The 20302-nt window shown below is 40.8% G+C and carries 17 protein-coding genes and 1 tRNA gene; 8 read left to right on the forward strand and 10 right to left on the reverse strand.

The window, feature by feature from the left end; translation table 11 throughout:
• The first annotated feature begins 93 nt into the window (after window positions 1–93).
• The 5 genes from lepA to NK987_RS18450 all read left to right on the forward strand — a co-directional run bounded on the left by lepA (window position 94) and on the right by NK987_RS18450 (window position 4862).
• On the forward strand, window positions 94–1887 hold the full coding sequence (gene lepA, locus NK987_RS18430; protein ID WP_259265059.1) for a translation elongation factor 4: 1794 nt from the start codon (window positions 94–96) through the stop codon (window positions 1885–1887).
• 103 nt (window positions 1888–1990) lie between these two features.
• Window positions 1991–2875, forward strand: coding sequence for a bifunctional 5,10-methylenetetrahydrofolate dehydrogenase/5,10-methenyltetrahydrofolate cyclohydrolase (locus tag NK987_RS18435; RefSeq protein ID WP_259265060.1), 885 nt, complete (start codon window positions 1991–1993; stop codon window positions 2873–2875).
• Between the two features lie 112 nt (window positions 2876–2987).
• A tRNA-Leu gene (locus tag NK987_RS18440) sits at window positions 2988–3071 on the forward strand.
• A gap of 111 nt (window positions 3072–3182) precedes the next feature.
• The gene (locus NK987_RS18445) at window positions 3183–4139 is read left to right on the forward strand and encodes a DUF1295 domain-containing protein (RefSeq protein ID WP_259265061.1); all 957 of its coding nucleotides are present in this window, start codon (window positions 3183–3185) and stop codon (window positions 4137–4139) included.
• Between the two features lie 177 nt (window positions 4140–4316).
• Window positions 4317–4862 (forward strand): DsrE family protein, encoded by a 546-nt coding sequence (locus NK987_RS18450; protein WP_259265062.1) that lies wholly within the window; start codon window positions 4317–4319, stop codon window positions 4860–4862.
• Here NK987_RS18450 and NK987_RS18455 read toward each other — a convergent pair.
• The 6 genes from NK987_RS18455 to NK987_RS18480 form a co-directional block, all read right to left on the reverse strand.
• Window positions 4859–5458, reverse strand: coding sequence for a ribonuclease HII (locus NK987_RS18455; protein ID WP_259265063.1), 600 nt, complete (start codon window positions 5456–5458; stop codon window positions 4859–4861). The two genes, NK987_RS18450 and NK987_RS18455, sit on opposite strands and share 4 nt — an antisense overlap.
• Window positions 5433–8105: an MGH1-like glycoside hydrolase domain-containing protein gene (locus NK987_RS18460; RefSeq protein WP_259265064.1), complete on the reverse strand. Its 2673-nt coding sequence runs from the start codon at window positions 8103–8105 to the stop codon at window positions 5433–5435. Before NK987_RS18460 ends, NK987_RS18455 begins: the two co-directional genes overlap by 26 nt.
• A gap of 211 nt (window positions 8106–8316) precedes the next feature.
• Window positions 8317–9471 (reverse strand): glycosyltransferase family protein, encoded by a 1155-nt coding sequence (locus NK987_RS18465; protein WP_259265065.1) that lies wholly within the window; start codon window positions 9469–9471, stop codon window positions 8317–8319.
• A 4-nt stretch (window positions 9472–9475) separates the two neighbouring features.
• A complete protein-coding gene (locus NK987_RS18470; RefSeq protein ID WP_258425082.1) occupies window positions 9476–10324 on the reverse strand; it encodes a UDP-2,3-diacylglucosamine diphosphatase in 849 nt (282 codons plus the stop codon).
• A gap of 166 nt (window positions 10325–10490) precedes the next feature.
• Window positions 10491–11834, reverse strand: coding sequence for a sensor histidine kinase (locus tag NK987_RS18475; RefSeq protein ID WP_258425083.1), 1344 nt, complete (start codon window positions 11832–11834; stop codon window positions 10491–10493).
• Window positions 11824–13206, reverse strand: coding sequence for a sigma-54-dependent transcriptional regulator (locus NK987_RS18480; protein ID WP_259265066.1), 1383 nt, complete (start codon window positions 13204–13206; stop codon window positions 11824–11826). Before NK987_RS18480 ends, NK987_RS18475 begins: the two co-directional genes overlap by 11 nt.
• 216 nt (window positions 13207–13422) lie before the next feature.
• On the opposite strand from NK987_RS18480, the gene NK987_RS18485 reads away from it, so the two are divergent.
• Window positions 13423–13851 carry an FKBP-type peptidyl-prolyl cis-trans isomerase gene (locus NK987_RS18485; protein ID WP_259265067.1) on the forward strand — a complete coding sequence of 143 codons (429 nt, stop codon included), beginning with the start codon at window positions 13423–13425 and terminating at the stop codon, window positions 13849–13851.
• Window positions 13852–13910: 59 nt separating this feature from the next.
• Here NK987_RS18485 and NK987_RS18490 read toward each other — a convergent pair whose 3' ends face one another.
• The 4 genes from NK987_RS18490 to rsfS all read right to left on the reverse strand — a co-directional run bounded on the left by NK987_RS18490 (window position 13911) and on the right by rsfS (window position 18048).
• Window positions 13911–14741, reverse strand: a complete 831-nt coding sequence (locus NK987_RS18490) for a hypothetical protein (protein ID WP_259265068.1) — start codon at window positions 14739–14741, stop codon at window positions 13911–13913.
• A complete protein-coding gene (locus tag NK987_RS18495) occupies window positions 14738–15499 on the reverse strand; it encodes a UDP-2,3-diacylglucosamine diphosphatase (RefSeq protein WP_259265069.1) in 762 nt (253 codons plus the stop codon). The genes NK987_RS18490 and NK987_RS18495 overlap by 4 nt, the downstream gene beginning before the upstream one ends.
• Window positions 15500–15582: 83 nt before the next feature.
• A complete protein-coding gene (ftsH, locus tag NK987_RS18500) occupies window positions 15583–17640 on the reverse strand; it encodes an ATP-dependent zinc metalloprotease FtsH (protein WP_259265070.1) in 2058 nt (685 codons plus the stop codon).
• Window positions 17641–17700: 60 nt separating this feature from the next.
• The gene (gene rsfS / locus NK987_RS18505) at window positions 17701–18048 is read right to left on the reverse strand and encodes a ribosome silencing factor (RefSeq protein ID WP_258425124.1); all 348 of its coding nucleotides are present in this window, start codon (window positions 18046–18048) and stop codon (window positions 17701–17703) included.
• A 90-nt stretch (window positions 18049–18138) separates the two neighbouring features.
• Between rsfS and NK987_RS18510 the strand changes: the two genes are divergently transcribed.
• Together NK987_RS18510 and ahcY are read left to right on the forward strand one after the other, a co-directional pair.
• Window positions 18139–18894: a biotin--[acetyl-CoA-carboxylase] ligase gene (locus NK987_RS18510; protein WP_259265071.1), complete on the forward strand. Its 756-nt coding sequence runs from the start codon at window positions 18139–18141 to the stop codon at window positions 18892–18894.
• Window positions 18895–18973: 79 nt separating this feature from the next.
• Window positions 18974–20293 carry an adenosylhomocysteinase gene (gene ahcY / locus NK987_RS18515; protein WP_259265072.1) on the forward strand — a complete coding sequence of 440 codons (1320 nt, stop codon included), beginning with the start codon at window positions 18974–18976 and terminating at the stop codon, window positions 20291–20293.
• Window positions 20294–20302 lie beyond the last annotated feature (9 nt).

The raw sequence follows: 20302 nt of genomic DNA on the forward strand, positions 1-20302 counted from the left end.
TTGGACTGTTTCCTTGAGATAAATTGATTTTCTTTTGGATAGTTTGAGTGTATACCAATTTTACCCACAATTTTATCTATTTTTGCGCCCAGAATGGATATGCAAAGAATTAGGAATTTCTGTATTATTGCCCATATTGACCATGGGAAGAGTACATTGGCAGACCGTCTCCTACAGTTCACCAATACAGTGAGCGACAGAGAGATGCAGGATCAGTTGTTGGACAATATGGACCTCGAGCGTGAGCGTGGGATTACCATCAAGTCTCATGCGATCCAGATGAAGTATAATTACAAAGGGGAAGTATACACACTTAACCTTATCGATACCCCCGGACACGTTGATTTTTCATATGAAGTTTCCCGTTCAATTGCTGCCTGTGAAGGTGCTTTATTGATCGTGGATGCCTCTCAGGGAATCGAAGCACAGACAATTTCCAACCTTTATTTGGCAATCGGACATGACTTGGAAATCATACCGGTTTTGAACAAAATAGACCTTCCAGGCGCAGATCCGGAAGTGGTGGCAGATGAGGTGATTGAACTTATTGGCTGCGATAGGGAAGACATCGTCCTTGCTTCAGGAAAAGAAGGAATTGGAATTGAAGATATTCTTAATGCTGTTGTGGAAAAAATCCCAGCTCCCAAAGGAAATATAGATTCGCCATTGCAGGCTATGATTTTTGATTCAGTTTACAATCCTTTCAGAGGAGTGGAGGTAATCTTCCGGATTTTTAACGGTACGATCAACAAAGGCGATAAAATCAAATTTGTCAATACAGGTAAAGAGTATTTTGCCGATGAAATAGGGATTTTGGGAATCAATCAGATTCCGCAACAAACCATGTATGCCGGAAATGTAGGATACCTGATCTCAGGGATTAAAGTAGCTAAGGAAGTAAAAGTCGGTGATACCATCACGCACGTAAAAAATCCTTGTGCTGAATCCATCAAAGGTTTTGAAAACGTAAAGCCAATGGTCTTTGCCGGGATTTATCCTGTCGAAACAACGGAATTTGAGGAATTGAGGGCTTCCATGGAGAAGCTCCAACTCAATGATGCTTCTCTTGTTTGGGAGCCTGAGACTTCTGCGGCTTTGGGATTTGGTTTCCGGTGCGGTTTCTTGGGAATGCTTCATATGGAGATCATTCAAGAGCGCTTGGAACGTGAGTTTGACATGACGGTAATCACAACCGTGCCGTCCGTTCAGTTCAAAGCCCTGATGAACAACAACGAATACAAGCTGATCAATGCGCCTTCTGACATGCCGGATCCGACGTTATTTAAGCACATCGAGGAACCTTATGTCAAAGCCATTATCATCACCGCAGCTGAGTTTGTCGGACCGGTGATCCAACTTTGTATGGACAAAAGGGGCTTGATCAAGAATCAGGTTTATCTGACTTCTGATAGGGTGGAATTGTCATTTGACATGCCTTTGGCTGAGATTGTGTTTGATTTCTTTGACAGGTTGAAAACAATCTCCCGAGGATACGCATCTTTGGATTATGAAATGATCGGATTCAAACAATCCCATATGGTAAGGTTGGATGTTATGCTTAACGGTGAGATCGTCGATGCCTTGTCAGCTATCGTCCATCGGGACAAAGCATACGAGTGGGGGAGAAGACTCTGCGAGAAACTGAGAGAATTGGTACCGAGACAGATGTTTGAGATTGCGATCCAAGCAGCTATCGGAGCCAAAATCATCGCAAGAGAAACTGTGAAAGCAATGAGAAAAAACGTATTGGCCAAGTGTTATGGAGGTGATATTTCGCGTAAGCGTAAGCTTCTCGAAAAACAGAAAAAAGGTAAGAAACGCATGAGGCAAGTCGGTAATGTCGAAATTCCGCAGGAAGCGTTTATGGCTGTTTTGAAGTTAGATTAATGATTCCCGCAAAGGCGCAAAGACACAAAGAATTTATTTTGTAGTTTTTGCGCTTTTTGCATCCTATAAAAATTCAACAAGAACCTATTAAGTCGACTTTATTATGAGTGTCGTGATTGATGGTAAAAAAACCTCTGAGGAAATCAAAGGTGAGATCGCCCAAAGGGTGGCAGAAATAAAGCATTCAGGAGGTAAAATCCCTCATTTGGCAGCTATCCTAGTGGGAAGTGACGGGGCCAGCCAAACCTATGTGGGAGCAAAAGTCAAATCCTGCGAGCAGGTTGGATTTGAATCAACTTTGGTAAGATTGGATGAAAATGTCACCGAAATTGAATTGCTCAAAGTAGTGGAAGACATCAACCAAAATCCTGAAATTGACGGTTTGATAGTTCAACTTCCTTTGCCCAAGCATATTTCTGTTGAAAAAGTAACTGATAAAATCAAACCTGAAAAGGACGTAGATGGTTTTACTCCTTCCAATGTAGGTAGAATGGCTTTGGGTTGGCCGGCTTATGTAGCAGCAACTCCTTATGGAATAGTGGAGCTTTTGAAAAGATACAAGATTGAAACTGCCGGCAAACACTGTGTTGTCATCGGCAGAAGCCATATTGTAGGTTCACCGATGAGTATCCTGATGGCAAGAAATGACTATCCGGGAAACTGCACTGTGACCCTTACCCATAGTCGTACCAAAAACCTCTCTGAAATTGCAAAAACGGCAGATATCCTGATTGTAGCATTGGGAAAACCTGAATTTGTCACAGCCGAGATGGTCAAAGAAGGTGCCGTGGTGATTGATGTGGGAATCCATCGAGTAGATGATTCCTCCAAGAAATCCGGTTTTAAGTTGATCGGAGATGTCAAATACGATGAAGTTGCTCAAAAAGCGTCTGCCATTACCCCCGTACCTGGCGGGGTTGGTCCGATGACCATTGCTTCCCTGCTTTACAATACCTTATTGGCAGCAGAAAAGAAAATCTATCATTAATTTCAATTTGAAGGGAATTTGTGGTTGAAATTTTAGCTAAAAACCCTTTAAAAGTTAAATTAAACCTTGCAGGGAATAGCAAACCTTTCTACTTTTGCAGACCTCAAAAAACGCGCACGTGGTGAAATTGGTAGACACGCCACTTTGAGGGGGTGGTGCCCTTACGGGTGTGGAAGTTCGAATCTTCTCGTGCGCACATGGCCTCGGATCTTTTCCGGGGCTTTTTTAATTTATATCAGTTGAGTTACAAGAGAGGTTAGTTTTTATTTTTTGAATTTATTCTTATTTTGAAAGGAAAATCCTTTCTATGAAAATTCTCCAAACGGCGATTCTTCTGATTTTCACCCTACTTGTCGTACCTGTTTTCACCTATTTGTTCGGAATTCCATTGGGAGATCGTGAATGGGAGGCACTTTGGGTCTTGATCAAAATTTGTGGAGTGTCTGTTGCCTATTGTTTTTTGGTAGGTGAACTTACCAATAACAATAGTCAAGTGGATAAGTATTGGAGTATTTTGCCTATCATTTACGCTTGGGTAATGGCCTATTTCGGAGATTTTTCACCGAGGATGGTTTTGCTCGCAGTACTTGTAAGTGCTTGGGGTGCAAGACTTACTTATAATTTTGCCAGAAAAGGTGCTTATAGATGGAAGTTTTGGGAAGGGGAAGAAGACTACCGGTGGGAGATATTGCGAAAAAAACCTGAATTCCAACCAAGGTGGAAATGGACTTTATTCAATCTCTTTTTCATTTCTGGCTACCAAAATGTTTTGATTTTGTTGTTTACACTGCCCATGCTCGTGGCGATGCAGTTTGATGAAGGAGGGTTGAATATATGGGATATGCTTGTAGCAGGTGTAGCCCTGTTTTTCTTGGCTCTAGAAACTGCCGCCGATGAACAGCAATGGAAGTATCAAACTGAAAAATGGAGGCTAATAAAGGAAGGGAAGTTGTTGAGGGGAGATTTTGCAAAAGGATTTTTGGATAGAGGGCTTTGGGCCATTTCGAGGCATCCTAATTACCTTGGGGAACAGGGTTTTTGGGTTTCGTTTTACTTTTTTTCCGTAGCGTCATCCGGGCAATGGCTCAATTGGTCCGTTGTGGGGTGCTTACTGTTGTTGATTTTGTTTCAGGGGAGCTCCAATTTCAGCGAAGAAATCAGTGCTTCCAAATATCCCGCCTATAAATCTTATCAGGCGCGTGTCCCACGTTTTGTACCTAGGCCCCAAGGAAAAACTGAAAAAAGTCCGGCGCCAAGTTCATGAGTAAAACAGTAATTTTGGAAGATTTAGAGAAATATGGCATTACCATTGGAAAGATAATCATTTTAACTATTTAGGAATCGAATCATTAAATGTGTGATGAGCTAAGTCATCCGAAAAATAGAAGTTTGAGACGGATTGTTTTTTGTGTATTTTTTCAGAATTAACCATTTCAAAATTATGTTCCGAGCTGCAAAATCGTTCCTAGCCACACTTTCCCTGGTTGCATTGTCAATTTCCGCATATTGCCAAACACCACAATTTCCGATTGTAAAAGGTTTTGGTGGAATATATGAAATCCCTGAAGCGACAGAAAGACCCGATCCCAAGGCGGAATATAAAATCATTATTGACCTTGTTTCAGCTGCTGATGATCCAAAGCAAATCAACAGGATGGTGGACAATATCGCCCGTATGGTCAACCTTCACGGAATTGCCGGTGTCTCAAAGGAAAACATCAAAGTCAAGGTGGCCGTCCATGGAGGAGCGATCTTCAGTATCTTAAACGATGAGGAATACCAGAAAAGAAATGGTGTAAAAAATCCAAATTTGCCGGTTTTTCAAGCATTAAAAGATGCCGGAGTAGAATTTTATGTCTGTGGACAATCCTTGATTGCAAGGAATATAAAGACTACGGATGTGTGGGAAGGGACCGAAATTGCCTTGTCCATGCTAACAACCCTGACAACGTACGTACCCCAAGGTTACATGTTGATGCGTTTTTAAAAGTCAAAATCCAACTGATCGGGTAAATGCTTGAAGGACTTCCTGTGAAGAGGAGTCAATCCTAATTTCATGATTCCTTGGCGGTGCAAAACTGTAGGATAACCGGCGTTTTTATCCCATCCATATCCGGGATATTCTTCAGCATAGCGTTCCATCATTTCATCTCTGTATACTTTTGCCAAAATGGAAGCAGCAGCAATACTCGCGTATTTGCCATCACCTTTTATGACGCAGGTGAAAGGTATATCAAGATGGGATTTGAATCTGTTGCCATCAATCAGTAAATGTTGGGGTTGAATTTTCAACTGCTCTACTGCCCGGCTCATCGCCAAAAAAGAAGCATGAAGGATATTGATCCGGTCAATTTCCTCTACGCTAGCTTCGGCAATAGCCCATGCTATTGCTTCAGATTTAATGGCTGCCACTAATGATTGACGGTTGGATTTAGTCAGTTTTTTCGAATCATTGACAAACTCATTGACAAACTCACTTGGCAAAATCACAGCCGCAGCTACTACGGGGCCACATAAACAACCCCTTCCGACCTCATCACATCCTGCTTCTAACCTATCAGATTCTAAAAAAGGAATCAGCATCTTCTGATTTTTTTGTTGCCGGTTTGTAATATTTGTAGATCATCTCTGCTACCAATCCTGTCCATCCAGTCTGATGGGAAGCACCCATTCCCCGGCCATTGTCCCCGTGGAAATATTCGTAGAAAAGGATATGGTCTTTGAAATGGGGATCTTCCTGCATCTTTTTGTAATGCCCATAGACGGGCCGATTTCCATCTTTATCTTTCAAGAAAATCTTGATGCATCGCAAGGAGAGCTCCTTGGCAATTAGATCCATTGTAACATAGTGGCCTGATCCTGTGGGGTATTCAATAGAAAACTCTCCTCCGTAATAATAATCAAACTTCCTGAGTGATTCGATGATGAGGTGGTTGATGGGAAACCAGATAGGTCCCCGCCAATTGGAATTTCCTCCAAACATCAAGGAATCAGATTCGCCAGGTGTATATCTTACTGTCAATTGATCGCTGTTGATTTTTACAGAGTAAGGTTTTTTCTCGTGGAATTTGGACAAGGACCTGATGCCATAATCACTCAGGAATTCTCCCGGATCGAGCATTTTGTTAAGGATACTTTTCATCCTGTGTCCTCTCAACAAAGAAAAGAGCCTTCTTTTTTCAAATCCCGGTTGAATCCAACTAGATACCAAGGCTGCAAGTTTTGGTTTTTCTTTCAGGAAAAATTCAAGCCTGGCCTTGAATTCAGGCAAACTGTCAAACATATCCAACCTGATGGATTCCACTGCAAACAGAGGGATTATACCCACGATCGATTTAAGCTTCATCACTTTGGGTTCCTTTCCGGGTAGATGGAAAATATCAAAATAGAAGTTCTCTTCGTCATTCCAAAGGCTGATTTTTTCACCTGAAATATTGTTCATGGCTCCCGCGATATATAGGAAATGTTCCAGAAATTTCATCGCAGTGAATTGGTAGGTCTTGTTGAACTCGCAGAGGTCAAGCGAAATCCGCATCATATTCAATGAAAACATTGCCATCCAAGAGGTAGCATCAGCTTGTTCTAATTTGCCTTTGTAATGGTGGGCATGAGATCTATCGATCACAGAGATATTATCGAGCCCTAGAAATCCGCCTTCGAAAATGTTCTTTCCGTCACTGTCTTTCTGATTGACCCACCAGGTAAAGTTGATCATGAGCTTATGAAACGCCCGCTCTAAAAACTCCTGATCGCCTTTGCCATCCCTCATTTTCTTGTCTATCTGATAGACCCTTTGGACTGCATAGGCATGCACAGGTGGATTGACATCGCTGAAATTCCACTCATATGCAGGAATCTGACCATTGGGATGCATGTAAGATTCATTCAAAAACAATAACAATTGATCCTTTGCAAAATCCGGATCAATCCTTGAAATCGGTATACAATGGAAGGCTGAATCCCAGACGGCATACCAAGGGTATTCCCATTTGTCAGGCATGGAGATGATGTCCTGATTGTAAAGATGCCTCCAGTCACTGTTTCTGCCTTTCTTTCTTTCTTTGGGTGGAACGTATCTGCCTGAGTCGCCTTCCAGCCAACGTTCCACATTGTAATAATAGAATTGCTTGCTCCACATCATGCCGGCATATGCCTGCCTCTGTATGGACCGCATGTCTTCATCCTTTACCCGATGTTGGATTTCGGCATAAAACTCATCAGCTTCTTTTTTTCTTTCTTTCAGGATTTCATCACAAATTTCCGTTGCTCCAGTTGATTTTTGGTGCACCATCCTGAATTTGATCACCGCCGAACCTCCGGCAGGGATTGTCATCTTGTATATGGCTGCGGCCTTGGTTCCGTAATTTGAAGGATTCAAATATTGGGAGTACTTGTGGACTACATAGTCGTTTATTGCGTCTTTCAGGTATTTTTTATCGTTTGGAATATGGTAAAGCCGCTCTCGGTTGGTTTCATTGTCACAGAATTTGATTTCGGGATTCCCCTCGAAACTGATGAAATAATTTCCGTTGTTTGGAGAAAATGCTTTGATTCCGTTTTCCTCTGTTTTAGAAAGTTTTGGCATAAAGGGTTCGTGGCCGGTATGCCAGGTCTTTCTGAACCAAAATGTAGGCATCACCCATATTTCCGAATCTTCTTTAGCCCGGTTGTGTACCGTCGCAAAACCTGAAATGTCTTCTACATCTCTTTTTGCATATTCGATGAAAATATCGAAGTAGGCATCGTCATCAAAGATTCCTGTATCTATGATTTCATATTCGGGATCTGCCTTGGATCTTGCCTTGTTTTCTTCTTTTATTTTGGAATAAGGGAATTCGTTTTGGGGGTATTTGTACAGCATTTTCATATAGCTGTGGGTTGGCGTAGAATCAAGGTAATAGTAAAGTTCTTTTACATCCTCGCCATGATTTCCCTGTGGCCCTGTCAGTCCAAAAAGTCTTTCTTTGAGGATTCGATCTTTGCCATTCCAAAAAGCCCAGGCAATACAAAGATTTTGTTTGTTGTCCGAAATACCACCGATTCCTTCTTCCCCCCATCTATAAGCCTTGCTACGGGCTTCATCGTGGGTGACATTGTCCCAGGCTGCGCCATTGGGACTGTAGTCTTCCCTCACTGTTCCCCATTGTCTTTCTGTAAGGTAAGGTCCCCATTTTTTCCAATGTTTTTTTCCGTCACGGTCTTCCTCAAGCCTTAATTTCTCTGTATTCATTGATGCGTTTTCCTAATTGCCAGAACCGAATTTACCATTTTTTGGGTTTCTTGGTTCAGGAAAAGCAGTTCCGGAATACTATTTTTAAAAGTTTTTTTTACCGCAATCGTTTTAAATCAAGCTTTTTGCTTGGACCAAATTGAATATTCTACTTTGGAAGATCAAAAAAAAATCCCTTGTCAAAAAGCAAACTATGCAGAATGGCCGATTTTCAGGAAATAGAAGGTCCAATCGGATTCGTCCTATCTCCAAATTCCAGGTATGGAAAATCCTCCTTGTTTTCTTTTTGGAAGCTTTGTAAAGCATATCCAAATCTGGTTTGAAAGCTATCTACCCAATCCCGGTTTTTTTCTTGTTGAGAGGCTGAATTCACCAATGCAGTTTCTAATTTTCCGACATCAAATTTTTCAGCGATCGTTCCCACACCTGAGATTTGTGCATCTAAGGCATTACAAGCCTGTTCGTATTGTCCGGCAACAGGTACCATCAGCACATGTTTTCCCAAGTACATGGCTTCACATACCGACTCAAATCCGGCTGTGGAAAGGAGTCCTTTGCAGGCTGCCATTTTCTGCAAAAAAAGTACGTCATCCACATGATGAAACGTGAGGTTAGGCAGCGGCCATTGGATTTTTGCTTCGTTTTTTTTATCCCAAAAAGCCTCAATTTTGATCTCCGGATTGTCAACAGCTTCTTTGATTACTTCTTCTGCATAGCCGGGATTGACCATGTAAGCCAAGAAAAATCCCCCTTCAGTCGATTTTAGATTTATGACTTCCTTTCTTAATAGGGGAGGAAGAACCAAAAGATTTTCGATGTTGTGCGCTTTCATTGGCCTAAATGAGAGCGCCAACAGTAAATCCGCACCTAGTGAAGTGATATGGGTATTGGTTTTAAAAAGCAGTTTTTGGAGTGGTTGCCCGGGAGCAAAAGGAAAATCAGGATGGTGGATCAGGTATTGGTGACCGATCACCCAAAACTGGCATTTCGGTTTGTAAAGTGCATTGTATATTCCTCCCAAAACATCGTAAAAATTTAAGATGACATCCGGTTTGTGTGTTTTTACCAAATGATCGATCTGCTTTAGGCTTGTTTTAAAAACCTTGAATTTTAAGAGATTTTGCCAAATTGTTTTGGACAAGTTGATGGACTTTTGTGATTTGTCAGTCACAAAATTCGGACTCTCAAAAAGGCTTATCGGTACCTTGATGTTTTTTGTCACAAATTCCGGGATTTCCCTCCTCTTGCTTTTCCCGATGCAAACCGCGCTGACCTCATGTCCCAAATCCCCGAGCATTTGAAACATGGAGATTGCCTGTGTCATGTGACCACGGCCTTCCCCTTGGACAATAAATAGAAATTTCAATTTTTTAGAAGAAGTTTGGAAGCTTGAAATCACCGTCGAATTTATTGAAGGCCACTAATTTTAATTCAGGAATGGGTTCTGAGGAAGTTTCTTCAGTTAGTGGCTTTACCTTAAAATCAATTTCATTGTAAAAAATCAATTGCCAATTTCCCTCATGATCTTCTGCCAATGCACTCATGGTCTCCACCCAATCTCCCGAATTGAGATAAGTGATGCCATCGATGGTTCTGTTTTCGGCTTTGTGTATGTGACCGCAGATAATCCCGTCACAACCTTTTGATTTTGCCATTTTTGACAGTTCTTCTTCATATTGATCGACATAGGCCACAGCTGTTTTTACTTTTCCTTTGACGTATTGGCTAAGAGAAAAATAGGGCATGCCTCTTTTCCTTCGATGATAATTGACAAGTCGATTGAGCCAAAGAAGGAAGGTGTAGCCCACATCTCCGAGGTAGGCGATCCATCTCAGGTTGGTGGTGACGCTGTCGAAAATATCCCCGTGGGTAATAAAAAATTTCTTTCCGCAGCTTTCATAAATCATGTCAGCCTGAATAGAAAGATTTCCGATCTGAAGGGGGAGAATCTGATCCAAAAAGTCATCATGATTGCCGCGGAGGTAGTAGACCTTGGTGTGGTCTTTTTCAATCATTTTTAGCATTCTGTTGAAAAAGCGGGTGTGTTTCCGCTTCCAGGAGCCGGACTTTCTCAGTTGCCAGCCGTCGATGATGTCTCCGTTGAGGATGAGGTTTTCACAAGTATATTGCTTGAGAAACCTTGCCACCTCTTTGGCCTTTGATCCCTTTGTGCCTAGGTGCACGTCTGAGATGACGATAGTTTTAAAATTGGTTTTCAAATGGATTTGTTTTTCCCAAATCTAAAAACCGCTTATAAACTAGGTGTGAAATGGATGTTATGAAAATGATATGATTTTGACAGCTAGCCTGTTGATTGTAAAAGCAAGGTTAATTTGACGTTAAAACCAAAGGTTAGAGAACCTCCTACAAAATAGTATTCAAGGTTTAAGCATTAAAAATCAGCTTGAAGGTTGATCCTTCACCTAATTTTGACTTCACTTGGATGTTCCCTTTGTGTCTTCGCATGATCTGCTTTGACAGACTAAGGCCTATACCGGAGCCTTTCTTTTTGGTAGTAAAAAATGGGATAAAGATTTTCCCTAGTGCCTCTTCTTCGATTCCTTTGCCACTGTCGCTGATTTCAATGATGATTTTCCCCGATTCATCTATAAATGCCTCAAGCCTTACTACTCTTGTTACGGAATCCTCAACCGCCTGGATGGCATTTTGGATCAGGTTGATCAATACCTGCTCGATCAAAGTCTGATCCCCAAAAAGGATCAAATCCTGAGGTTCAATGCTTTTTTTGAATTGGATTTGATGGGCATCGAATTGATTTTGTAACAAAACTTCCAATTGGTCAAAAAGTTGTTTTAACCTGATCGCCTGAAATTTTGGTGTCGGGATATGGGCAAGACTTCTGAAATCACTGACAAAATTGATCATGCCTTCACTTCGCTTTTCTATGGTGGAGATCGCCATCAGGTAATCTTCCAAGTCGCTTGCATCAATTGGTGCATGGGCGTCGATTTTGGATTCTATGTCCCCTTTGACAGTGGATGCCAAAGAAGAGATGGGAGCGATGCTGTTCATGATTTCATGGGTGAGGACACGGACAAGGTTTTGCCAAGCTTCCATTTCTTTTTCTTCCAGTTCGCTTTGGATATTCTGGAGTGACACGAGTTTGAATTTGACATCACGCAATACCAATTCTATCACATAAACCGAAAGTTGCATGATTCCGTCAGGATGTGCGATTTTGATCAATTCACTTCCGCCGGTTCTTAAAGTATGGATGGCGATGTGGAGCTCTTTGTTGATTTTTTCGACTTCTGAAATGTTACCGAGTTGCTGAATGCTGAGCATTCTTTTGGCTGCAGTATTGACTATTTGAACCTTTCCTTCTTCATCAAAGGTGATCAGTCCGATGCTTAGGTGCTGAAAGACAGAACGGAAATATTGGTAATTCGCTTCCTTTTCCGCCTGATCTTCCTTCAGTTTGGCAAGGATGGCGTTGAATTCGATATGGAGGTCATCTGTGTCAGTACCATCAAATTTGACAGGATAGACATTGGCATAATTGTCTTGTTTGATGTTATTGAGAAACTGACGTACTTTTTTGAAGGAACTTTCCGCATATCCCAAAAGGAAGATGATTTGGGCCAATACCAAAATGATGAATAATGAAATGGCAAAAACCCCCGCACCGTTGAGGATGAAGTATGACAGCAAAAACAAAGAAACCGCCAAAAGGAGAATCCTTCCAAGCAGACCGATTTTATAATCCATATTTTTCTAATCTTCTGTACAAAGAAGCCCGGGTAAGCCCAAGCTCTTTTGCGGCTTTTGAGATGTTGCCACCGTTTTTGTCAATGGCACGCTGTATGGTACTTTTTTCCATCTCATCGAGGTTATAGGTGGCCGTAGCAGCAATTTTTTCATTGGTTGGTTTTGCCGAAAGAAAGAAAAAGTCACGGCTGTCAAGCATGTCTCCTTCTGCCATGATGATGGCCCTCTCGATAGCATGTTGAAGTTCACGGATGTTTCCCGGCCAATTGTACTTTTGCAACAACTGTAAACCCGCAGGAGTGAATCCTTTGAAATCCTTCCTGTATTTTTGTGAATAGGACTTTAGGAAATGGTTGGCCAAAGTTGGAATATCATCCTGTCTCTCCCGCAATGGCGGAAGGAATATCTCCACGGTATTGATTCTATAAAGCAAATCCTGTCTGAAAGTATTGTCCATGACCATCTCGTGAACAGGCATGTTGGTGGCGCATATCAATCTGATGTCGATAGGGACAGCTTTGTTTGAACCTATTCTTGTCACTTCCCTTCTTTGCAATACCGTCAAAAGTTTGGATTGGAGCGGCATGCTGAGATTCCCGATTTCATCTAGGAATAAGGTTCCTTTGTCTGCTATTTCAAACCTGCCCGCCCTGTCATCTTTGGCATCTGTAAAAGCCCCTCTTTTGTGACCAAAAAGCTCACTTTCAAACAGTGTTTCTGTGATCGATCCCATGTCCACTCCTACAAATATTTCATCTTTTCTATTGGATCGGTCATGGATTGCCCTTGCGATCAATTCCTTTCCTGTTCCGTTTTCTCCCAAAATCAGGATATTGGCATCAGTCTGGGCAACTTTGTCGATGATCGAAAAAATATTCTTCATTGAGGCACTTGCACCGATGATGTCTGAATAAGGTTTTTTGAGCTCAGATTGCAATTGCTTTTGCTTTGAGGATAATTTTTCAACCTGATTGTAGCTTTCTTTAAGCCTTGAAGCAGAGGTGAGTGTCGCAAGAAGTTTTTCATTTTGCCAAGGCTTAAGAATAAAGTCTGTAGCTCCTTCCTTAAGTGCGCGAACAGCCATCTCTACATCGCCAAAAGCGGTAATCAAAATCACTACGGCCTTTGGATCGATTTCTTTGATCTGCTTGAGCCAATGAAACCCTTCTTTGCCCGAAGTGGTGTCATCGGTAAAATTCATGTCCAAAAGAATCACATCAAAGGAATTGTTATTGACCAAAAAGGGGATACGTCGCGGATCTTTTTCAATTGTTACCTCCTTGGCATGTTTTTTAAGAAACATTTTTGCTGCAAAGAGCAAATCTTCATTGTCATCTATGATCAGGATTTTTCCTAGTGCTTGGTTTTCCATGTTTTCGGATTATTTGGTGTTTAGCTGTATGAGAAAATGATGCCATCAATCAAAACCGTCATTCATATGACTCAGGACAGTAAATATAGAGAGTTTATGTCCAAATATGAACATATGTATCACAATATCGGACAGTGTCCGCCTTATACTTAAATTGGTTTTTGATCCCTTACAAAAAGTCTTACCTTTGACGATTGTAAAAAAAAACGATAAAATATGTCAGTTGCAACCAAAGGAAACGCTGTAAAAGTACATTACACTGGAAGACTTACAGACGGAACCGTATTTGATTCTTCATCCAACAGAGAGCCTTTGGGTTTTGTACTAGGTGATGGAAATATGATCAAAGGATTTGATGCCGCCGTGTACGGAATGGCGATCGGAGAGATGAAAAGTGTCACTATTCCTTCTTTAGAGGCATATGGCGAAAAAAGAGAAGACATGATGATAGATATCCCTATGGATCAGGTTCCTGCAGATATCAAACCTGAAATCGGGATGGAACTTTCCCTTCAGAATCAAGCCGGTCAGCCAGTCCCTGTAAAAGTTGTCCATGTGGACGAAGAAAAAATTGTATTGGATGCCAACCATCCTTTGGCAGGTGAAGACCTGATTTTTGATATTACTTTAGTGGAAATCGGATAATTCCAACATGAAATATTTAAAAAGGGAAGCTTAAGATTTTTGTCTTTTGCTTCCCTTTTTTATTGGCCTTTCATTGGGGTATTTCTCCTTTGATAAATCCTGATTTGAGTATTGTCAAACAAAAGGATAATTTGTTGATTTAAAAGGACTCCAGATGGTTTGAAATCATCTGGGAGTAAAAAAGTATCTTTTTTTTCAGACTGAAAGTCCATCGAAATCACTTTTTCATTTTCAATGAACACAGTTTTGTTTTTCCAAAACCCAAAATTTCGGGAAGGATTGGCCTGTATCTTTTTGATCAGATTTCCTTGATTGTCGAGGATAAAAATCCCTTCACCTTTGATATGGATAAAGAGGAGGTTTTGGTATTCTCTCATCTCAGTGATGTCGAGGGTAGACCTGTCAAGAATCAGATTTAAAGGCTGTTGCTGTACAACCTGATTTCTCATGTAATCAAATTGCTTGAGAGAAAGGTCCGCTTCATCATATACCCATATGATATTATTGTTTCCCAGCGTAGCTGCTTTGGCAAGGGTTATCAGATTTAATGGGATTCTATTATCTGCAACAGGATTAATAAACCTGTCCAAAATCCTGTATTCCTGAAGATCAATAGAAAAAGTGAAAATATTAATGGTCCACCCTGCTTCCAACTGACTGATTCTGCCTTGTCTGTGAGGGGAAAAATTATTGATTACTTTTCCTGATTTGTTGAATTGATACAAGTTTCCTTCAAGGTCTGTGACAAAAATGAAACCCTGGTTATCCATGGAAACTTTGTCCATTCTTGGCAGGTTGATCTCTTCAAAATCACCCCATTCAGATTCTTGTGAAAAAGCCATCTGACAAACAGCCAAAAGAAAGGTGGATATGAACAGCAGATTTTTCAAACTGTGTGCTTTTTTATTTGAAATTCCTTTCCATCAAATACACCATACGTATAATGATTTACCCATTCACCGAGATTATAATATCGGGATTTGTTGTTTACAGGCAAATCTAAGGGAAGATGCCTGTGACCAAAAACATAATAATCAAAATGCTTGCTTTGTGCTACTTGTTTGCAATAAGCCCAAAGCCATTCATCATCTCCCTTAAACTCATTCTCGTTTTTGGCGACATTGGTAATTCTACTCTTGCTTGACCATTGGTTTGCGATCCTGACACCAATATCGGGATGCAACCACCTAAACGCCCATTGACATGCGGGGCTGGTAAAGAACTTCTTCAATACTTTATAGGAATTGTCACCCGGTCCAAGCCCATCTCCGTGTCCTACAAGAAAAGATTTGTTTTCGACAGTCAGTTCAATAGGATGGTGAAAAACTGGAATTCCCAATTCCTTGGTAAAATAATCTTTCATCCAAAGATCGTGGTTGCCTGTAAAAAAGAAAATCGGGATATTTTTATCACGGAGGTCAGCAATTTTTCCTAAAAATCTGATAAATCCTTTTGGAATTACTTCTTTGTACTCAAACCAAAAATCAAAAATATCACCCACCAAAAAAATCGCGGCCGCTTCATTCTGGATTTCATTGAGCCATTGGATTATTCTATTTTCACGGGCTTTGCTGCTTTTGGCATCAGGTGCACCCAAATGGAAATCCGATGCAAAAAAGATCTTTTTTTCGTGAAGTTTTAAATTCATAGAATTTTGACAATGCGGTAAAGGTAACAGGAAAATAAAAAAGCCTCCAAATCGGAGGCTTCTTATTGGGGTATTATTTTGTTTTAATCCTCACTTTCTTCCACTTTCAGATGCTCTTTGGTGTCACCGTGATCGGCTTTTCCGTTACCGTTTTCCTCTACTTTTGCGATGATTGTGTCTTTTTTATCTGCTTTTTTTGTATAAGCCTCGTAGGTAGTTTCTTTGGCAAAAGGTCTTTTGCCAATGAGGTTTTCCAAATCTGATTGGAAAAGGATTTCTTTTTCGAGCAGCTCCTTAGCCAATGTTTCTAGCTCCTCTTTCTTTCCGCGAAGCAAAGTCTTTGTTCTTTCATAAGCTGATGCTACAAGCTTCCTTACTTCTTCATCAATTGTTTCGGCGGTTGTTTCAGAATAAGGTTTTGTCATTCTATAATCAGCGGATTTGCTGTCATAGAAGGAAACATTTCCAATTTTGTCATTCATACCATAAATAGAAACCATTGAATAGGCCATTTTTGTAACCCTTTCCAAGTCGCTCAAAGCGCCTGTAGAGATTTTGCTGAAAATGATTTCTTCAGCTGCCCTTCCGCCAAGAGTCATACACATCTCATCTAAGAGTTGCTCAGTCTGATATAGGAATTGTTCCTTTGGAAGGTATTGTGCGTAACCCAAAGCTGCTATTCCCCTAGGAACAATGCTGACTTTGACCAATGGATCTGCATGTTCCAAGAACCATCCTGCAACCGCGTGACCTGCTTCATGGTAAGCAACAATTTTCTTTTCTTCAGGAGAAATGATTTTGTTTTTCTTTTCAAGACCTCCGATAACCCTGTCTATGGCATCTTGGAAATCCTGCATATCTACAGCTGTTTTGCTTCTTCTAGCGGCTATCAAAGCTGCTTCATTACATACGTTTGCTATTTCAGCACCTGCAAAGCCCGGGGTTTGGGCAGCAAGTTTCTTCGGATCGATGTCATCACCGGTTTTTATCGGACCAAGATGGACTTTAAATATAGCCTCTCTACCCACAATATCTGGTTTGTCAATACTGATCTGTCTGTCAAATCTTCCAGGTCTCAACAATGCACTGTCCAAAACGTCAGGCCTGTTGGTCGCAGCTAGGACGATTACGCCAGAGTCCGTACCAAAACCATCCATTTCAACCAAGAGTGAATTTAGGGTGTTTTCTCTTTCGTCATTGGATCCCGGCATTTGGCCTTTTCCTCTCGATCTACCTATGGCATCGATTTCATCTATGAAGATAATACAAGGTGCTTTTTCTTTGGCTTGCTTAAACAAATCCCTAACCCTTGCAGCACCTACACCTACAAACATCTCCACAAAGTCAGAACCTGACAAGGTAAAGAATGGAACTCCTGCTTCACCTGCAACAGCTTTGGCCAACAAAGTTTTACCTGTTCCTGGAGGTCCTACCAACAATGCACCCTTTGGAATTTTACCGCCTAGTTTGGTGAATTTTCCTGGGTTTTTAAGGAATTCTACGATTTCTTGGATTTCTTCTTTGGCCTCATCCAATCCTGCTACATTGTCAAAAGTAATTTTGACTTTGTTTTCCGCATCGAAAAGTTGGGCTTTTGATTTTCCCACATTAAATATTTGTCCGCCCGGACCACTTGGTCCTGACATCCTTCTCATCATGATCCAAAAGAACACAAAAAGGATGATCAAAAAGCCGAAGCTACCAAACCAATTGGACCAGCTTTCTTCATTTTTCACATTATATCCGATGCGCTGGGATTCAGGTACCTTACTTTCCAATTCTTCAAAATCCTTTTCGAATTTTTCTGCACTTGCAACCTCTATGGAATAATGGGGACCTGTTGGATTAAAGAAAGGACTATTTGCCTCAAGCTCGCTTTTGTATTTTTCATTTTGAAGTGCGGCCTCTTTCAAGGTCACATCGATTCTGTTTTGGTTTCTGATGATCATCACCTTGGCCACGTCATTGGCGAGGTAAATGTCTTCAAACCTACTTTTCGTAATATTGATTACGGTATTTCTCTGGTTGAACCAGGTAATTCCAACCAGAACAATCACAGCCGTAATGATCAGCCAAAGCTGAAAATTAGGCTTTTCGGGTGTTTTGGGCATGAAATTTTTACTCTTCTTGTTATCAGCCATTATTTTTTATTTCAAACTTTTTTTAAAAACGATTCTAGCTCCTTAAAGTTTAACCTGACTTTAAGATTCAATTTTTTTGATTTTTGCATCTCCCCACAATTCCTCCAAACCATAAAACTCTCTTTGTTCTTTGAGAAAAATATGAGCCACTACATTGACATAATCCATCAATATCCACTGATTGTTCTGTCTTCCCTCATTTCTCCATGGTTTTTCTTTGAAATTTTGGGTAACTTCTTCTACCGAGTCGGAAATTGCTTCGATTTGAGTGTCAGAGTTTCCTGAGCAGATAACAAAAAAATCAGTGAAAGCATTCTTTACACCTCTTAAATCCATCACTACAATATTGGAAGCTTTTTTCTCCTGCATTCCTTTTACGATAATTTTGCTCAGCTCCTCTGCTGTCATCATTTATTTACAGTAATTTTACAACTTAAATTTACAATAGATGGAGAGCAAACAAATTTCTTCATTGCTTTCCAAATAAGCTAATTTGAGATGTATAAAATCCTTGCCAATACGGTATTTCTTGGTAAAGATATCATTTACCTGACAGAGTGTCACTCAACTAATGATGAAGCGCTTGAAAGACTACGCAGGCGGGAAATAACTGAAGGCAGCATCATATTTACTGACAACCAAACCAGGGGTAGAGGCCAAAGGGGCAACGTTTGGCTTTCTCAAGCAGGAATGAACATCACTTTTTCGCTTTTGTTGAAGCCTAATTTTCTGATTCCGTCCGAACAATTTTACCTCAATATGATTATCAGCTTGGCTGTTGTCGAATTATTTTTGGAGTTTCCTGATGACATTAAAATCAAATGGCCAAATGATATCCTCCATCGGAGTGATGGTAAAATTGGCGGAATCCTGATTGAAAACATTATCAACCAAAAAGGAATTGAATATTCGGTGATTGGAATTGGACTCAATATCAACCAAACCGTTTTTGAAATCCCCAAAGTAACGTCTCTCAGGTTACTCACAGGGCAGGATCATGAAAGGTGGGAATTATTGCAGATTCTTGTAGCCAATATGGAAAGAAGGTACATGACCTTGAAAAAAAAGGAATTTAAAAAGATCAAGTCCGATTACCTGGCACATTTATACAGATTTGAGGAATGGGCCATGTTTGACGATGGGGAAATTTTTGAAGGAAGAATCAAAGGGATCGATGAAAACGGCAAACTCAATATCGAAAAAAGAGACGGAAGAGACTGTTTTTATGGATTGAAAGAAGTCGCCTTCTTGTAACAGGCAAATTTTATTTTGGGTACAAAAATCCTAACTTTGCATTTTCAAATTGAAATTCAATTAATTAAATCATACAACTATGTCTGAAATTAAATCAGAAAAATTTGTCCAATACAAGGTGAAAGACATTTCCCTTGCAGCGTGGGGAAGAAAAGAAATAAAATTGGCGGAAGCTGAAATGCCGGGTTTGATGGCAATAAGAGAAGAATATGGACCATCACAGCCTTTGAAAGGTGCAAGAATCGCAGGCTGTCTCCACATGACCATTCAGACTGCTGTTTTGATAGAGACTTTGACGGCTTTGGGTGCTGAGGTAACCTGGTCATCCTGCAATATTTTTTCCACACAGGATCATGCCGCTGCAGCGATTGCAGCAGCAGGAATTTCTGTATATGCCTGGAAAGGAATGACAGCTGAGGAATTTGACTGGTGCATTGAGCAGACGATATTCTTCGGAGAAGACAAAAACCCATTGAACATGATCTTGGATGACGGAGGTGACCTTACCAATATGGTCTTGGACAATTATCCTGAATTGGTAGCAGGCATCAAAGGGCTTTCTGAAGAAACCACCACAGGAGTACACAGACTTTACGAAAGGATGAAAAACGGCACACTTCCTATGCCGGCGATCAACGTGAACGATTCTGTTACCAAATCAAAATTTGACAACAAATATGGATGTAAAGAATCTTTGGTAGATGCTATCAGAAGGGCAACAGACATTATGATGGCAGGAAAAGTCGCTGTAGTGGCAGGTTACGGAGATGTTGGAAAAGGTTCCGCAGCTTCATTGAAGGGTGCCGGAGCCAGAGTAATCGTTACCGAAATCGACCCTATCTGTGCCTTGCAGGCTGCAATGGACGGTTTTGCTGTGAAGAAAATGGCAGATGCTGTAAAAGAGGCTGATATCGTAGTCACTGCGACTGGCAATAAAGACATCATTACCAAGGAACATTTCCTTTCTATGAAAGACAAAGCCATCGTTTGTAACATCGGCCACTTTGATAATGAGATTGATATGGCTTGGTTGAATAAAAACTACGGTCATACCAAAGATGTCATTAAACCACAGGTGGATCTTTACACAGTGGAAGGAAAAGAGATCATCGTCCTTGCTGAAGGAAGATTGGTGAATCTTGGCTGTGCGACAGGTCATCCGTCTTTTGTGATGTCAAATTCATTCAGTAATCAGACTCTTGCGCAACTCGAGCTTTGGTTGAATATAGATCAGTATGAGCCGGGTGTCTATGTTTTACCAAAGCATCTGGACGAAAAAGTTGCAGCTTTGCACTTATCCAAATTGGGCGTTGAATTGGACACACTTTCTAAAGATCAGGCTGAATATATTGGAGTGACTCCTGAAGGTCCTTTCAAACCAGAATATTACAGGTATTAAGATTCTGAA

The sequence above is a fragment of the Aquiflexum gelatinilyticum genome, from assembly GCF_024813435.1.
GTDB classification, from domain to species: domain Bacteria; phylum Bacteroidota; class Bacteroidia; order Cytophagales; family Cyclobacteriaceae; genus Cognataquiflexum; species Cognataquiflexum gelatinilyticum.

What these genes read in the sequence shown, in the direction of transcription:
- lepA (WP_259265059.1), top strand. Translation starts at nt 94, where the DNA reads ATGGATATGCAAAGAATTAGGAATTTCTGTATTATTGCCCATATTGAC.
- NK987_RS18435 (WP_259265060.1), top strand. Translation starts at nt 1,991, where the DNA reads ATGAGTGTCGTGATTGATGGTAAAAAAACCTCTGAGGAAATCAAAGGT.
- NK987_RS18445 (WP_259265061.1), top strand. Translation starts at nt 3,183, where the DNA reads ATGAAAATTCTCCAAACGGCGATTCTTCTGATTTTCACCCTACTTGTC.
- NK987_RS18450 (WP_259265062.1), top strand. Translation starts at nt 4,317, where the DNA reads ATGTTCCGAGCTGCAAAATCGTTCCTAGCCACACTTTCCCTGGTTGCA.
- NK987_RS18455 (WP_259265063.1), bottom strand. Translation starts at nt 5,458, where the DNA reads ATGCTGATTCCTTTTTTAGAATCTGATAGGTTAGAAGCAGGATGTGAT.
- NK987_RS18460 (WP_259265064.1), bottom strand. Translation starts at nt 8,105, where the DNA reads ATGAATACAGAGAAATTAAGGCTTGAGGAAGACCGTGACGGAAAAAAA.
- NK987_RS18475 (WP_258425083.1), bottom strand. Translation starts at nt 11,834, where the DNA reads ATGGATTATAAAATCGGTCTGCTTGGAAGGATTCTCCTTTTGGCGGTT.
- NK987_RS18480 (WP_259265066.1), bottom strand. Translation starts at nt 13,206, where the DNA reads ATGGAAAACCAAGCACTAGGAAAAATCCTGATCATAGATGACAATGAA.
- NK987_RS18485 (WP_259265067.1), top strand. Translation starts at nt 13,423, where the DNA reads ATGTCAGTTGCAACCAAAGGAAACGCTGTAAAAGTACATTACACTGGA.
- NK987_RS18495 (WP_259265069.1), bottom strand. Translation starts at nt 15,499, where the DNA reads ATGAATTTAAAACTTCACGAAAAAAAGATCTTTTTTGCATCGGATTTC.
- ftsH (WP_259265070.1), bottom strand. Translation starts at nt 17,640, where the DNA reads ATGGCTGATAACAAGAAGAGTAAAAATTTCATGCCCAAAACACCCGAA.
- rsfS (WP_258425124.1), bottom strand. Translation starts at nt 18,048, where the DNA reads ATGACAGCAGAGGAGCTGAGCAAAATTATCGTAAAAGGAATGCAGGAG.
- NK987_RS18510 (WP_259265071.1), top strand. Translation starts at nt 18,139, where the DNA reads ATGTATAAAATCCTTGCCAATACGGTATTTCTTGGTAAAGATATCATT.
- ahcY (WP_259265072.1), top strand. Translation starts at nt 18,974, where the DNA reads ATGTCTGAAATTAAATCAGAAAAATTTGTCCAATACAAGGTGAAAGAC.